The following is a 16,009-nucleotide window of genomic DNA, read 5'->3' as shown; positions in this document are numbered from 1 at the left end:
TACCTGTGTGTCTTAATGTTCAAATTGGTATAGAAGATCAACAGTTTGTGATGTTCCAGATACTGATTGTAAATATAATTTTGGCAATAAGCGATAGCGAAGCGTCAATTCTGCTAACGGTTCGAACAATCCAACACCATATTTGACTTGCAAGCGAGGTGTTATATAGCCGCTTACTACGACTTGTGATTGATCGCCTAATCCTTGCGTTTCTAAATTAAGGTTTTTGATGCCGAAAGTTTCGCCAATTTGTCCTACCATTTTCCCTGTTTTTGATAGACTCATACTGATTAAAGCAGCGCCTAAAGAAGCACTGGAACCAGTATTTTCAGAGGATAATGCACGACCTGTTAATAAGTAAGATAAAGCATTATCTTGTGACATAGAAGGTTCAGAGAAAACTTGAATCGTTGGTGATTCTGCTAAACCCGAAACTCTAATACCAGCGGTAACAGTAGTGGTTTCCATTGCATTTGGATTACGAATCGCTTCGATATTCAATGTCGGTTGCGATGGTAAGCCAGAGAAGATAATTTCACCTTTACGGAGCAATAAATCTTGACCAAAGGAGGCATAGCGACCGTTGAGTAGATGAATTTGTCCGAATAGACCAAGTTGGTTATCTTGTTGACGAACATTTAACACTCCTTCTAACTGACTTTTTAAGCCATAAGCGCTGACTCTGACTCGCTGTCCGAGATTGATCGTAATATCAGTGGATAGAAAGGCATTACTTTTTTCACTAAATTGTTCCAAGCGTTGTTTAGCTGACAGTTTAGGATGTTGTTCTTGAATCACTTCATCATCACTGACCCCAATAGCGCTGTCAGGTAATTGTTCGATTTCAATATTGGCAAAAGGTACGTCAACTTTCCCTTCAATGTTGAGATGGTTTGGTTGTGCGTGTAAATGGATATCTGGCACGATAGTGAGTTTTGCCATTTCTGGAATCGTTAAGGAAAATTGATCGGATGTGGCGGCAAGATTTGCTTGCCAATGATTTAATACTCTCCAATCGCTATCGCCACGTAGGTGTAAGGTACCTTCCTTGGTGACGATTTCACCATTCATAGTAGATCGATTGCCGTTAAAATCTAAGTCAGTAAAACCATCAGTAATTGTGAATGGTAAAGCTGGCATAGAGCTAGTTAAACGAGTTAATGATAATTTGCCATGCAGCAGAGGATCAGTGAGATTACCGGCTAAACTAAGATTAGCATTAATATTGCCATTTAGGCGGTCACCAGCATTCAGTAATTGCTTAATCAAAGAGAGTTGTAAATCAGCAATTTTGATCGTGCCGCCAAGTTTTTGATTGCTCATTAAATCATTGATGGATAAATCAGTGTTAATTGCACCATTGTCGCGAATTTTAATCTCACTTTTCGCAGTTAATTTATTATCTTTAATCTTTCCATCTAACGATAATTTATTGAGTTCGAGATTAAATTGACGATAGTCTATTTTTTGTAATAACGCTAAACGAGAACTATCTAAATGTAAGGTTAGGTCAAACGGTTTATCTTGATACCAATTGACTTCACCATCTAAATCAAATTGTGATTCTAATTTGGTGTTGTCGGTTAAAAATTGTTTTAAGAACGCTAAATTGGCGTGCTGTAATTTAAATGGAATATGACCGTCAGCGCCTGCGGTAAATTGTTGAGGAAAACAGAGCGGTAAGCTATTGTTTTGCCAACAATGCGCAGAAATTTTGGCTTGCGTATCTTTATGTAGATAATTGATTTTAATTGCTTTATCAGCAGTAAACTTACCAATTAAAGTATCGAGTTGTGTATTAGTTAATTGACCTTGCCAAGTCTGTGCAGCTCGATCAAAACTTCCTTGTAAATCAAGATTAATGGATGCAGGTTTACCCTGTGAACGAACTTGTAATTTATGCTGATGTTCATCGCCGTTCGCTTTAATATCAATTTGTGAAAGTTGTACACTTTCACCATATTTCAATTGATTCAAAACAATATCAAGGTTACCGCGCAGATTTTGTTGATCACTTTGAATCTTACCTTTAATAGCCGCTTTTTGTAGTAATAAATCAGCAAAGCGTAGATGTGGAATGGTTAGATCGAGATTCAATTCTGGTTGTTGGATATCGCCAGTGATATGCGCCGTTCCTTTGGCAGCAGCGTCTAGATCTTTATAAAGTCCAGCCAAATTCGGCGCGTTAATGGTAAGGTTGAACTGTGAATCTTTTGCTAATTTACCATTAAAGGCGATTTGGTTATCACCATAACGGAAGTCAAAATATTGGCTAAGTAATGGAATTTCATTGCTTAGTGCAATATCACCTTTAATCATAATAGGTTTATTGTTGGCATCACCAGTGAGATCAATGATTGGAACATTTACTTGCCAACCTTGCGCATCTACTTTTCCTGATGAAGCTAGTTTTCCTGATAAAGTAGCTAACCAATCAACACTATGGAAATAGCGATACACATTTAAATGTTGTAACTCCAGTTGGCTATCCCACGCGACACCATTTTGCCAAGAAACATCACCTTGTAAATTAACATTACCATTAAGACCAGAAAGTGCTGCTTGTTGAATAGTAAATTGATCAATCGAGCCATCACCTTTGAGATCAACATCAACAGTTGGGGAATGCATACCTTCTACATTACCTTGCAAATTGGCTTGATAATTAATCAGATCACCAGTGACATTCAAGTGTGTTTTCACTAAACGAATTTGATCAGTAGCTGGATTAGCCTCTCTTGGTAAATAGAGCGGATACTTAGCTTGCTGAATAGCCAAATCGATGTTTAAAGGCAATTTTGGTTGTGCTAAGTTAAGTTGCGCATTTAGGGTCGCATCAGCCAGTCCTTTTATAGTGATAGCCGTATTTAACTGATCATATAAAGCACCGTTGGCACTGATAGTGAAATTTGTTTCTGGTAAGATTACTGGTGCATTTTTTTGCCCATTTTTCTCAGTTTGTTGATGTAATTTACCAGTTAAAGCTAACTGTAATGGGTAATTTGTTTGTTGCTGGAGTAACCCTGTACCATTAAGGTCTAGGATAGAGCTATTGAGTTGCAATGTAGTAATTTTAACTTGTTGTTGATCTGCCGTTGCTTGGATTGCTAGCAAGGGCATTTTTATTTCCGATAATATCTCGCTGTTGTCGGAACGTTTCTGATATAACCAATCTTTTGCAGTTAAATTTTCAATAGTAAAGGTAACAGGTAAATGGAATGGTGTTTCTTTATCCAAGATCGGTTGTTGCAATTGTTGTTTTATCGCGTCCCAGTCAGTTGGTTTACTTGTTTGCGTTGTTTGTTCGGTTTTTGGTGATACTAAAGGACTATTAACTTCTTTTGGCACAGTTTCTAACCATTGCAAACCATTAATTTGTGTTGGTAAAAGTTGGAAATGGTTGGTTGTAGTAGCCTGCAAACCAGTGGCAAAATGCTCTAATTTTAATACTTGGTTATCGAGTTTGAAGTTAAGTTTATCAATCTCTAGCTGTTGTAAGTCAATATTGAGTGGCATTACAAAGGCAGTATTGCTATTTTGATCTTGTTGTTCTGTATTGCTGAATTGTGAAGTATCAATCGTGATATTAGGTTCAACAAGTTTAACTTGATTAATGCAAATATCCGCATGCCATAGACAATCGGTGTTAAGCTGTAAACGTGCTTGGGCAACATTAACATCAATGCCATTAGTGCGATAACTAATGTGATCTAGTTGCAATCCTTGTTGCAAATTACCACTAATCTGTTCGATCGTTAAGTCGTTAAGTTGTTCGTCGATGAATGAAATAAGTTTATGTTGCGCATTTTGGCTTTTTAATAAGGTAAATATACTCAAAATGATGAATAGTAATACGACGACTAACGCCCAAATAAGCCATTTAACGACACGGCGAGTCTTGCTCTTTTTAACTGTTGGCGAAGATGCTGTTTCGGTAGTAGTTTGCGTTTGTTGTTGTTCTTTCACAGTTCTGATCCTATGCCAATATAAAATTCAATGTTTTTACTATTATCTTTATCGTTAATTGGGGTAGCGATATCAAATTTCACCGCACCAATTGGCGAATTCCAGCGTACGCCAATACCTGCTCCTTTGCGTAATTCAGCAAAAGAGAATTTATTTGCGGCGAAACCAGTATCGTAAAACATTGCTCCCCACCATTTTGGATACACTTGATATTGATATTCGACACTAGAAGTGAAAAGTCGATTACCACCAACCAGTTTGTTGTCTGCATCACGCGGAGAAATTTTATGATAACCGTAACCTCTTACACTGCGATCGCCCCCAGCAAAGAAACGTAATGCTGGTGGAATTTTCTCAAAATTTTTAGTGGAGATGTAACCGACTTCTGCACGCACTAAAAAACGATGATTATCGTAATAAGTACGAATCCACGAAGTAGAGGCGAGAGCAGAATAAAAATCGACTTCTGAACCAAATAATTTATTACCCCAGTTAAGGGTGATTTTTTGTGAATCTCCCCAATAAGGGAAAAGGCCGCCACGCATACGAGTACGGTTAAAACCAGCTGTAGGGTAAATTAATAAAGTGTGATTGGAGATACCAGCTTGGGTAAAGTTATCGTAACGGGCTCTGACACCGAAAGAGTTTTGCCAACCTGTTTCGCGATTCCAATAGCGTAAAATTGCTGCATTTAGACCTGAGGTTTGGGTATCGTTGTCATTCTCTTCTTCATACCCAGTTGAAATTTCATAGTAATAATTCAACGGATTTTTGAGCAAAGGAATTTTATAAGTGGCTTCAATAGTTTTTTTCGGATCTGAAATATAGAAGCGAGAAGAGAAACTATGACCACGACTATTAATCCATGGTTTATTCCAACCAAATTGTAGGCGAGGGCCTATATCAGTACCGTAACCGATCCCGACTTCATAGCTGTTTTTTAAACGTGGTTGTACTAATACTTCCAGATCGACTTTTTTCGTCTGTTTATTGACATTTGGCTGTACTAGCACTGATTTAAACCAGTTACTTGCCGAAAGGTCAGTGCTTAATTCAGAAAGGTCATTAATAAAATAAGGATCGCCTTGGTGAATATTAAGAATATTGTGTAAATAGGCATCTTTAATTTGTGAGCCTTTAAAGCTGATATTGCCATAATGATAGCGTTTACCGCTATCAAAGGTTAATTGCCAGTAAGCTTCATAAACTGATGGAATGATCGCTAAACGGTGAGTTAAGAATTGCGAATCAAAATAACCCTTAGCTAATGCTGTTTTTTCTAGCTGCGCTTTATAATCATCATAGACACCTTGATCTAAGATTTCTCCATTTTTTGGCAATTGTTTTTTTAGCGCTAAAAAATTTTCATCTTGTTCCGCTTCGCCAAGAATTTGGACTTGTGTTTCTGCAATTTTGACTGGGTTATCCAATTTAACATTCGCAATCAATAAATCTTTTGCCTTATTTGGTTGAGGCACAAATTGATAGCTGATTTGACTATTAAAATAACCGACAGCACGTAATGCCTCATCAATTGCTTTGTTTGCTAAGTAGTGATAACGATCAGAGTCTTCAACGGGAATATCTTTAAGTGTTGAAAGGTGAACGGTTACGTTGTTATAGGCTTTTTTATCGTTGATTCCTTTCACTTGTAATTCGATAGCTCTATCAGCTATTGCATTGGTGAAAATGCATAGCCCAAGTAGGGAAGAATAAAAGGATTTGTTCCACTGCATTTTTCTAATCCTTTGTAATGTCTAAATCATATACTGGCGTTAATGCTTGCCAACGTTAGCAATATATAGCTGAATTTTCAAGGATCTATAAGAAATTTACTGAGGAATACCTCTTAAATTTTCCTGAAAATGAAATGGTGGTTGTGAGGTCGGGGCTGGAATATCACTAAACCATAAAATAAATGGTTGGATAAGCTCTGGAGATTGTTGCCAAAGTTGGCTGATTCTCACTAATTGAATATCAGACGGTAATTGAAATAACTGCTGTTTTAACACTGCTATCGTATTTTTGCGTGGATGACCAATAACAATTGCCGTACCATGTTTGCGAGCATATTGAAGTGCTTTATGAAATTGGGTTAATACACTGGTGTATTCATTATCATCATCTAAGAAAATATTACGTTCTAACACAGGTACACCATAAGTTTTACCAACTTTATCGGCAACACTGCTGCCAATAGTTTTACTATCTAAAAAAGAGAGTCCTCTTTGTGCAAGTTGCTGCATTAATGATGTCATTAACGGTAGGTTGGCGGTAGCAGCGCTGCCCATATGATTATTCATACCGATAGCATTTGGAATGATGTGTTGAGCAAGATCGACGCGATGGGCAACTTCGGCAGCAGATAAACCTAGAATTAAGCCATTTGGTTCTAATTTTAGATTACCTTTTGGTTGCATTGGCATATGAATCAAGGTATCTCTACCTTGGCGTTGAGCCTGTTGTGCTCGGGCTTTGGCGTGTGGTGCACTTGGAATAATGGCAACATTAACAGCTAAAGGTAAAGCATAAATTTCGTTATCTTCATGAACACGATAGCCAATATCATCAATCACAATTGCTATTCTTGCCGCGTGCGATAGTTGTGTAAAAGGTAAGCAAAAGAGTATTAAGATGATATAACGTATCCAATTCTTCATAACCTATCCGATATTACTTTAACCAGCGAGCAGGGTTGACTGGTTCACCTTGACGGCGAATTTCAAAATAGAGTGCAGCATGACGACCATCTTCACTTTGCCCTACTTGAGCAATGGTTTCACCAGCACGAACAACATCACCGTTTCTAACATTTAGAGCATTATTATAGCCATAAATACTCATATCGCCTCTACCATGATCAATCACAATCACTAAACCATAACCTTGCAAGTGATTAGCGAGAATCACTTTACCTGGAGCAATCGCACGAACGGCAGTGCCTTGATTAGCTTGGATCACAATCCCTTTCCAACGAATTTCTCCCATTTGAATTGAGCCAAAGCGATTAGTGATTTTTCCAGTAACAGGCATTGCATATTGACGTTTTGCTGCGCCTAAACCATTACCTCGTCCAATGAGTTGTTGCTCTTTTTCGCTAGGACGATAATCTTGATGTTTCTCCTCAGCTTGTTTTTGTTTCTGTTTTAATGAGGCTAACTCTTGTTGTTCTTTTTCTTTGGCGGCCCGTTCGGCAGCGAGAATTTCTTGGCGTAAGCGGTTTTCGTTCTCTTTCAAGCGAGCCAGTTTATCTTGGTTCACTTCAATACTACGATTGAGTTGTGCCAAGGTTGATTGGTGTTCATTTTTCACTTGTTGCAAAGAACGCTGTTGTTGACGTTGTTGTGCAATTTGTTGTTGTTGCTGTTGTTGCTGTTCTTTTGCTAACTGTTGTTGCTGTTTCAATTGTTGTTGCGTCTGTTGTAACTCTTGAATTAGTGCAATCTTTTGTTGGTTGAAATACTTATAGTAAGTATTCATACGATCACTATTTCTAGCATCATCAGAAAACATTTTTTCTAACTCATGCTGTTGTAGGTTTTTACGATAAGCAGAATCTAACAGCTGTTCTAGTTGTTTTTTTTGTGTTTTTTCTTGTTGTTGTAATTGACGGATCTGCTTTTGGGTTGCCTGAATATCTTTATTCAAACTCTTCAACTCGTTTTGGCTCTGTTGGAGCTGATTTGTGATATGTTCAATTTTTTGTTGTTGCTGTTGTAATTGTGTTTGTAATTGGCTTTTTTTTTGCTGTTGCTGCGCAATTTTATGTTCTTGTTGCTTAATTTGTTGTTGGATATTTTGTAAATCATTAGCCGCGTAGGTTGTAGTGATGCCTACGAAGAATAAGACATTCCATAATAGAACGGCAGATTTACGCCATAAAAAAACAAACTTAGCCATAACTAATAACAATCTCGTAGGAAAAACAGAAAAATTCCGCATTATTTTAGAGTTTTTTTTGCTAAAGATCAGCAATTCCAATAAAAGCGAAGTTGTTCTATTTTAAAAAGCCCTAAATTTTGTTATAAAAGGCGCAGTTTTTTGATCTAATTTTTAGGAGAGTAATTATGCAACTAGTATTTATTCGTCATGGGTTAAGTGAGTGGAATGCATTGAATCTTTTCACTGGCTGGCGTGATGTTAATTTAAGTGAAAAAGGTATTGAAGAAGCAAAAGCAGCAGGTCGTAAATTAAAAGAAGCTGGTTTTGAATTTGATATTGCCTTTACTTCTGTATTAACCCGTGCGATTAAAACTTGTAATCTTGTATTAGAAGAATCAAATCAATTATGGGTGCCACAAATCAAAACTTGGCGTTTAAATGAACGTCACTATGGTGGTTTACAAGGTTTAAATAAAAAAGAAGCAGCTGAACAACATGGTGATGAACAAGTTCACATTTGGCGTCGTTCTTATGATGTATTACCACCTGCATTAGCAAAAGATGATCCAAACTCAGCACACAATGATCGTCGTTATAAACATTTACCAGCAGACGTAGTACCAGATTGCGAAAACTTAAAAGTTACTTTAGATCGTGTATTACCATTCTGGGAAGATCAAATTGCGCCTGCGCTTTTATCAGGTAAACGTGTTCTTGTTGCTGCACATGGTAATTCACTTCGTGCATTAGCAAAACACATTGAAGGTATCTCTGATGAAGGTATCATGGATCTTGAAATCCCAACTGGTCAACCATTAGTGTATGAATTAAGTGATGATCTTAAAGTTCTCAAAAAATATTATCTTTAATGATTAATTAAACTGGAAAAGCACTTTTCTGTATTTCAGGAAGGTGCTTTCTTTTTATGTGGATTTTCATAATAAAAAGAAAGGTTTCGATTGTTTAATCCTATTAAGAAAGGTTATACTTATCCGACTTTTTGAATAGTATTAGGAAGAGATTAAATAGATGGAAGAATTTATGCCAAAAGCGCTCGCATTTGCCTCACAACATACAGTGATGGTAATTGCGTGGGTTGTTGTTTTTGTTGGAACAATTTATGTATTTGCCAAAAGTATTATGTCTGGCGCAAAAGAGATTGATCAGGCTACTTTATCGTTATTAGTGAATAGACAAAATGCTATCATTGTTGATGTACGTAGTGTTGACGACTTTTTGCGTGGACATATTGCAGGTAGTCAAAATTTCTTACCAAGCGAAATTAAACAACAAAAACTTGGTAAATTAGAGCAGTATAAAGAAGTTCCGGTGATTGTAGTATGTGCGACAGGACTTACTTCACGTAGTTCAGCAGAACAACTTTATAAACAAGGGTTTAAACAAGTTTATTCATTGAAAGAGGGTATCCAAGGCTGGAGAACGGCAAATTTACCTCTTGTTAAAAAGAATTAACATAAACAAAAAAGGAACTGAATTATGGCAGAAGAAAATAAACCAGCAGACGATCAACAAGCGACAACTGAAGAGCAACAAGCACAGCCTGTGTTGCAAATTCAACGTATCTATGTAAAAGATATTTCGTTTGAAGCGCCGAACCTACCACACCTTTTCCAACAAGAGTGGAAACCAGTTTTAAATTTTGATCTTGATACTGAAACCACAGCGTTAGCGGAAGATCTTTATGAAGTGGTGTTGCATGTTTCTGTGGAAACAAAATTGGAAGGTAGTGATACCGTTGCGTTTATTTGTGAAGTAAAACAAGCTGGTATTTTTGCAATCAGTGGTTTAGAAGAAATGCAATTAGCACACGCATTAACTTCACAATGCCCAAATATGTTATTCCCATATGTACGTGAATTAATCGCAAATTTAGTGAATCGTGGTACTTTCCCAGCATTAAATCTTGCACCAGTGAATTTTGACGCACTATTTATTGAATATTTACAACGTCAGCAAGCAGAACAAGCTGCTCAAGAAGAAGCTCCTGCGACAGTGAATTAGTCCTCTTTTCTAAGCGTGGCTGATCGAAATGATTGCCACGCTTATTTTTTAGATCTATTTAAGTCACATTTTAACTTGATAAAGATCTCATCACTAAATCAATATCTTTATTTTCCAGTTCTTGAATGATATGTAAGTAGGTTTTTTGCGTTGTTGTAATACTTGCGTGTCCTAAACGTCTTGCTACACTAGCTATTGAAACTCCTGAAAACAGCAGTAATGAAGCGTGTGTATGGCGTAAACCGTGTATTGTTATGATCGGTAAATGAGCCTGTTTACAGTATCTAGTTAATAGATCGTTAATTGTTGAATTATAAATTTTTTGTCCTTCTTGTAAGAAAATGGGCACATTACTAAGTTTATTTTTTATTAATTGAGAAAATTGAATAATCGTTTGCCAATCTAATTGTACCTTTCGGTTAGAAGATCTATTCTTAGTTGGCAGAAAACCACCGTCTCCTTTGTAATCCCAAGTTTTATTGATAGTGAGTGTTTGACGAGCAAAATCAAAATCTCGGGGCGTGATTGCAAGTGCCTCTGAAAAACGTAATCCCGTTTTAGCAATTATTGACATCCTCCCCGCCCTAAAGGACGGGGATTCCTACTAGTGCCAATTGCAAGCAATGGGCTACTCTCGGTGGGTTCTTGTTGCTGACTTCTAATGAAGTTCACTTCACAAGCTCTACGGACATGTCCTGCCCTGATATTTTATTACGCGTGGACGATAGCTCGCCCACGCCCCAATACATTTAACGCTCCAACCACATCGGCATTTTCTGTATAGCCACATTCTACACACTCAAAATTAGCCTGTGTTTGGCGATTTTCTTTTGCTATATGACCACAACAAGGGCAAGTTCGGCTGGTATTTTGCGGTGGCACTGCCACTAAAAATCCACCTTGCCATTCCGTTTTGTAGTCCAACTGACGGCGAAACTCAAACCAAGATTGATCTAATATCGCTTGGTTCAACCCTGATTTTGCAGCAACATTTTTGCCTGGTGCTTCCGCTGTACCTTTGGCTGATTTTGACATATTTGACACCTGCAAATCTTCAATATAGATCATGGCGTGGTTTTTGCTGATTTTGCTTGAAGTCTGATGCAAGAAGTCTTTGCGACAATTGGCAATTTTATGGTGCAGTTTGGCGATTTTCGCCTTTAATTTCTGCCAGTTTTGACTAAATTTAACCTTATTTTTGAGTTGGCGTTGGAGTTTTGCCAATTTGCCTTTGTAGGTTTTAAAGGCGTTTAATGGCTCAAAAAATTCACCGTTTGAAAGCGTGGCAAAACGTGAAACGCCCATATCAATACCGATTTCACCGCCTTTATGTGTCGGGATTTCGTACTCAAATTCAGTTTGAATACTGACAAAATAGTGACCGCACTTTTGGCTGACGGTAACATTTTTGATTTCACCAACGATATCTCGGCTGTTGCGATAGCGAACCCAGCCAATCTTTGGCAGATACAAGCGGTTATTTTGTTGCTCTAATTTGCAACCTTGCGGAAATCGAAAACTCTCTTTTAAACCTTTTTTCTTAAACTTGGGGAAGTCTGCTCGCTGTTGAAAGAAATTTTTAAACGCACTTTCTAGGTCTTTTAAAGACTGTTGAAGCACTTGAGAATGGCATTCTTTTAGCCAAACTAATTCTTTTTTCCATTGTGGAAGCAAGTTGGCGATTTTGGTGTAACTGAACTTAAAGCTGTTATCTTGCTCGTATTGTTCATTTTGCCAAGCCAACGCCCGATTGAACACAAAACGAGAGCAACCACTGAACTGTTTAATTCTGCGGATTTGGCTACCATTTGGCATTATCTCGAACTTAAAGGCTTTGCGTAGTTGCATTGACAAGGTTTAGAATGTAAGTTTTCAACATTTTACACTTGGTCTATGCAAAAAGAAACAGAAATTAGACATGGTAGGCATTGTGTTTTTAAGATGCATGTTCACTTAGTCTTTGTAACAAAATATCGCCGTGATGTTTTTACGAAAGCCATTTTAGACGAACTCAAATTGATTTTTGAAAGCGTCTGCAATGATTTTAAAGCAAAATTAGTTGAATTTGACGGTGAAGACGATCATGTTCATTTACTTGTGGAATATCCACCGAAAGTGGCTGTATCTACACTTGTGAACAGTTTAAAAGGCGTATCAAGCCGAATGATTAGGAAGAAAAACTATCCGAATATTCGCAAAAAACTTTGGGGTAATCAGCTTTGGTCTCCGTCTTATTTTGCAGGGAGTTGTGGTGGCGCTCCAATTTCCATTATTCGCCAATACATTGAGCAACAACAAACATCTGATTAGTTAGGTTTGAAACGGCTTACGCCGTTTGTGCCTTATATCTCCGCCCTGAAGGACGGAGTTTTACTGCACGAGTCTGATAAAACAAAAAGGGCTGAAAAAAATCAGCCCTATCAAGAAATAACTCTTAATTTAAAGTATCAATAGAGCTGAACCCCATTTGATAATATCAAAGAAGAATTTATTTTCATTGGTTGCGATACCATCAGGATTTTTCTTACTATCACTACCTGTATTCTTAGCTTCATCTATCGCCATACCACTTTGATATTGTCCTTTGACTACTTTCAGATCGTCGCGCGCTTTCACCCTTAAAGTTGCACAATCTGCGGCAGGCATAGGTTCAAAAGGAGTTTGCTTAAACTTCTTAAATTGATACTGTGCATATCCCATTGATTTTTCATCTTTTTGGATCATTTTCACATATTCTGCACCAATAATATCTTCTAATGGATAGAAATAGACATATTGTGAATGAATATAAGCATCCTCTTTGAAAAAATGCTCTTGCTGAATACGAGTTAAATTTGGATAAATACACTGTTCTGCTTGACGACTAGCAATTACCCAACGTTGAGCATCTTCATTACTCAACTCATAATCCGCATTCGCATATTCTGCTGGGTAAGTATCCATATCTTGTGATGCGCAACTTGCTAATAAAAGGATTGAAGCTAAAAAAAACAGTTTTTTTAACATAAAAATATCCGCTTAATTTAAATTTTGTCTAACAATTTCAAATAAACAAACACCTGTCGCTACCGACACATTCAATGAAGAAACTGAACCTTGCATTGGAATGCTGACTAATTGATCGCAATGCTCTCGGGTTAAACGGCGCATACCATCACCTTCCGCCCCCATCACTAATGCAATCGCACCTGTCAATTTTGCTTGGTAAATTGAACTTTCAGCTTCACCAGCTGTGCCAACCACCCAAACATTATACTCTTCTTGTAAAGTCTTTAATGTTCGAGCAAGATTAGTAACACGAATAAGGGGAACAGTTTCTGCCGCACCACAAGCCACTTTCCGCGCGACTGAAGTAAGTTGTGCTGACTTATCACGCGGCACAATCACCGCATCAACGCCAGCCGCATCCGCAGTACGCAAACAAGCACCAAGATTATGCGGATCGATAATGCCATCTAACACTAACAATAACGGCTGTTTTTTCTCGTTTAATAAAGCATAAAGATCATTTTCAGCATATTCTTTTGGCGCTTGCACTCTCGCAATAATGCCTTGATGCACTTCACCATTAGCTTTTTTATCTAAGGCTTGGCGGGTTAAATATTGTACTGTAATGCCTAACTGATTTAACTCTGCCAATAAAGGCAACAGACGTTTATCTTCGCGCCCTTTTAATACCAATACTTCAATTAATCGCTCTGGCGTTGTCGCTAATACCGCTGACACCGCGTGGATACCATAAACTTGTTCTCTCATTGCTTATTCTCAAATTATTTACGTTTTTTGTTCTTATTGCGTTTTGCCTTTTTCGCTGTTCTCTTCTTCTCTTTGCGTTTATTCTCATCAATATTCGTTTGCTTACGTAACCGTTTTTGTAAACTTTCCGCATAACGCATATTTTTCAATAAACGATCCTTCTCTGTTTTACCTAGACGTCTAGGCTGACGAGTTGTTGATACTAAAGAGAAATCAACTGTCTTTTCATCAATGCTGACAGCCTCGACTCGCACAGTAACTTTATCACCAATTCGATAAAGTACACCGCTATTTTCACCAATCAAACGCTGACCACTTGGATCGAAACGATAATAATCGTTATCTAAAGTCGAAATATGCACTAAACCATCAATAAACAGAGTATCTAACCGAACAAAGAAACCAAATCCCATCACGCTGGAAATTGTGCCTTCGAATACTTCACCAACATGATCCTGCATAAATTCACATTTCAACCAATCGGCAACATCTCTAGTCGCTTCATCGGCTCGCCGTTCTGTCATTGAACAGTGATCACCTAATAAATCAATTTCATCTAAAGTGTAATGATAGCCTCCACCTTTAGTTGTACGTTTGCTTGAACCGTGTTCTTTTGCTAATAAATATTTAATACCACGATGTAATGACAAATCAGGGTAACGGCGAATCGGTGAAGTAAAATGTGCATATTCCGTCAAGGCTAAACCAAAGTGTCCAATATTATCACCACTATATACTGCCTGACTTAATGAACGTAACAACATTGTTTGAATTAATTCTTTGTCTGGACGTTCTCGCATTTGTTCCATCAATTTTGCATAATCCGCTGGAGTTGGTTTTAGACCACCATCTAATGTTAAACCGCACTCACGTAAAAAGCTGCGGAATGACATTAATTTTTCTTCACCTGGTAATGAATGAATCCGGTATAACGCTGGCTCTTGATGTTGCTCCATAAAATGCGCAGCACAAATATTGGCGAGAATCATACACTCTTCAATCACTTTATGTGCATCATTACGTTCTACTGGTTCAATACGTTCAATTTTTCCAAGATCATTAAAAATAAATTTAGTTTCAATGGTTTCAAAATCAATTGCACCACGTTTATGCCGCGCAGCCAATAACACCTTAAACATTGCGTATAACTCTTGTAAATGTGGTACTAAGGTTTGATACCGTTCGAAAAGTTCTTCATCTCCCTGCAAAATACACCACACTTTGCTATAGGTTAAACGCGCATGTGAATTCATTACTGCTTCATAAAATTGATATTGCTGAATTCTTCCTTTATTGGAAAGTTGCATCTCACAAACCATACAAAGGCGATCCACTTGCGGATTTAAAGAGCACAAACCATTCGATAATACCTCTGGCAACATTGGCACTACGCGACTTGGGAAATACACCGAATTACCGCGTTGGCGTGCTTCTTGATCCAGAGCAGTATGTGGACGTACATAATAACTAACATCAGCAATCGCTACCCATAATGTCCAGCCACCTTCTCGTTTTTGACAGAAAACTGCATCGTCAAAATCACGTGCATCTTCACCATCAATAGTTACCAACGGCAAATCACGTAAATCTACACGCCCTTGTTTATCTTTCTCGGCGACAGTTTCAGTAAACTCTGCAATCTGTTTTTGTACAGCGTCAGACCAAATATGTGGAATATCGTAATTACGAATTGCAATTTCCACTTCCATTCCTTTCGCCATATTCTCACCGAGCACTTCGGTAATTCTTCCGCTTAAACGAGAAATCCCTTTTTCTGTATTTTTTAATTCTACAACAACAACTTGCCCCATTCTGGCACCGGCACGATATTCATTTGGAATCACAATATCGTGATTAATTCGACTATCATCTGGTACTACATAGCCAATACCATCTTCGAGGAAGAAACGACCTACAATCTGTTTTTTACGTCGTTCCAATACACGAACAATACGGACTTCTTTTCGTCCGCGTCGATCAAAACCATTTGGTTGTGCTAGCACATAATCATCATGCAATACTTTTTGCATCTGACCATTGGGAATAAACCAATCGTCCTTAGAACCATCAACCTGCAAAAAACCATAACCATCTTTATGACCAATGACAGTTCCTTTCAATAAATCTAATCTTTCTGGCAAAGCATACCGTTTGCGTTTAGTAAAAACTAACTGCCCATCATTTTCCATCGCGCGTAAACGACGACGCATTGCTTCCTGTAACTCAGGATCGTTAATCTCTAAAATATGCAAAAGTTCTTCTTTGCTCATTGGAGCATTATGATCGCGGATAACAGTGAGGATCAGCTCACGACTTGGGATCGGATTACCATATTTTTCAACTTCTTCCGCATAGTGAGGATCTTGATACTGCATTTTTAACT

At 37.8% G+C, this 16,009-nt stretch carries 13 protein-coding genes; 4 read left to right on the top strand and 9 right to left on the bottom strand.

The genetic code is table 11. The annotated features are described in order from the left end of the window. Window positions 1-12: 12 nt before the first annotated feature. The 4 genes from tamB to envC all read right to left on the bottom strand — a co-directional run bounded on the left by tamB (window position 13) and on the right by envC (window position 7,866). A complete protein-coding gene (gene tamB, locus NYR30_RS11330; RefSeq protein WP_066112024.1) occupies window positions 13-3,966 on the bottom strand; it encodes an autotransporter assembly complex protein TamB in 3,954 nt (1,317 codons plus the stop codon). Beyond that, window positions 3,963-5,702: an autotransporter assembly complex protein TamA gene (gene tamA, locus NYR30_RS11325; RefSeq protein WP_082990916.1), complete on the bottom strand. Its 1,740-nt coding sequence runs from the start codon at window positions 5,700-5,702 to the stop codon at window positions 3,963-3,965. The genes tamB and tamA overlap by 4 nt, the downstream gene beginning before the upstream one ends. A gap of 96 nt (window positions 5,703-5,798) precedes the next feature. Then, window positions 5,799-6,626: a divergent polysaccharide deacetylase family protein gene (locus NYR30_RS11320; protein ID WP_066112020.1), complete on the bottom strand. Its 828-nt coding sequence runs from the start codon at window positions 6,624-6,626 to the stop codon at window positions 5,799-5,801. A gap of 13 nt (window positions 6,627-6,639) precedes the next feature. Then, complete coding sequence (gene envC / locus NYR30_RS11315) at window positions 6,640-7,866, bottom strand: murein hydrolase activator EnvC (RefSeq protein WP_082990915.1); 1,227 nt, start codon at window positions 7,864-7,866, stop codon at window positions 6,640-6,642. A gap of 167 nt (window positions 7,867-8,033) precedes the next feature. Here envC and NYR30_RS11310 point away from each other — a divergent pair, with 167 nt between their 5' ends. The 3 genes from NYR30_RS11310 (at window position 8,034) to secB (ending at window position 9,870) form a co-directional block, all read left to right on the top strand. Further along, window positions 8,034-8,717, top strand: a complete 684-nt coding sequence (locus tag NYR30_RS11310) for a 2,3-diphosphoglycerate-dependent phosphoglycerate mutase (RefSeq protein WP_066112018.1) — start codon at window positions 8,034-8,036, stop codon at window positions 8,715-8,717. Window positions 8,718-8,877: 160 nt separating this feature from the next. Then, window positions 8,878-9,321: a rhodanese-like domain-containing protein gene (locus NYR30_RS11305; RefSeq protein ID WP_066112016.1), complete on the top strand. Its 444-nt coding sequence runs from the start codon at window positions 8,878-8,880 to the stop codon at window positions 9,319-9,321. A gap of 24 nt (window positions 9,322-9,345) precedes the next feature. Next, window positions 9,346-9,870, top strand: a complete 525-nt coding sequence (gene secB / locus NYR30_RS11300) for a protein-export chaperone SecB (RefSeq protein WP_066112014.1) — start codon at window positions 9,346-9,348, stop codon at window positions 9,868-9,870. 70 nt (window positions 9,871-9,940) lie between these two features. Here secB and NYR30_RS11295 read toward each other — a convergent pair whose 3' ends face one another. Both NYR30_RS11295 and NYR30_RS11290 read right to left on the bottom strand, forming a co-directional pair. Next, on the bottom strand, window positions 9,941-10,444 hold the full coding sequence (locus NYR30_RS11295) for a site-specific integrase (protein WP_231923839.1): 504 nt from the start codon (window positions 10,442-10,444) through the stop codon (window positions 9,941-9,943). A 137-nt stretch (window positions 10,445-10,581) separates the two neighbouring features. Further along, a complete protein-coding gene (locus NYR30_RS11290; RefSeq protein ID WP_066112012.1) occupies window positions 10,582-11,718 on the bottom strand; it encodes an RNA-guided endonuclease InsQ/TnpB family protein in 1,137 nt (378 codons plus the stop codon). 45 nt (window positions 11,719-11,763) lie between these two features. On the opposite strand from NYR30_RS11290, the gene tnpA reads away from it, so the two are divergent. Continuing rightward, window positions 11,764-12,180: an IS200/IS605 family transposase gene (gene tnpA, locus NYR30_RS11285; protein WP_066112010.1), complete on the top strand. Its 417-nt coding sequence runs from the start codon at window positions 11,764-11,766 to the stop codon at window positions 12,178-12,180. A gap of 129 nt (window positions 12,181-12,309) precedes the next feature. Here tnpA and NYR30_RS11280 read toward each other — a convergent pair whose 3' ends face one another. The 3 genes from NYR30_RS11280 to rnr are packed head-to-tail and all read right to left on the bottom strand — an operon-like array spanning window position 12,310 to window position 16,001. Continuing rightward, window positions 12,310-12,876, bottom strand: a complete 567-nt coding sequence (locus tag NYR30_RS11280; protein ID WP_066112008.1) for a DUF5358 domain-containing protein — start codon at window positions 12,874-12,876, stop codon at window positions 12,310-12,312. Window positions 12,877-12,888: 12 nt separating this feature from the next. Continuing rightward, complete coding sequence (rlmB, locus tag NYR30_RS11275) at window positions 12,889-13,626, bottom strand: 23S rRNA (guanosine(2251)-2'-O)-methyltransferase RlmB (RefSeq protein ID WP_066112006.1); 738 nt, start codon at window positions 13,624-13,626, stop codon at window positions 12,889-12,891. A gap of 14 nt (window positions 13,627-13,640) precedes the next feature. Further along, window positions 13,641-16,001, bottom strand: coding sequence for a ribonuclease R (rnr, locus tag NYR30_RS11270; RefSeq protein ID WP_066112004.1), 2,361 nt, complete (start codon window positions 15,999-16,001; stop codon window positions 13,641-13,643). Window positions 16,002-16,009 lie beyond the last annotated feature (8 nt).

It is taken from the genome of Gallibacterium salpingitidis, assembly GCF_030517105.1.
GTDB classification, from domain to species: Bacteria; Pseudomonadota; Gammaproteobacteria; order Enterobacterales; family Pasteurellaceae; genus Gallibacterium; species Gallibacterium salpingitidis.
Note: the sequence above shows the minus strand (reverse complement) of the source record. Positions and strands in the feature narration are given on the sequence as shown.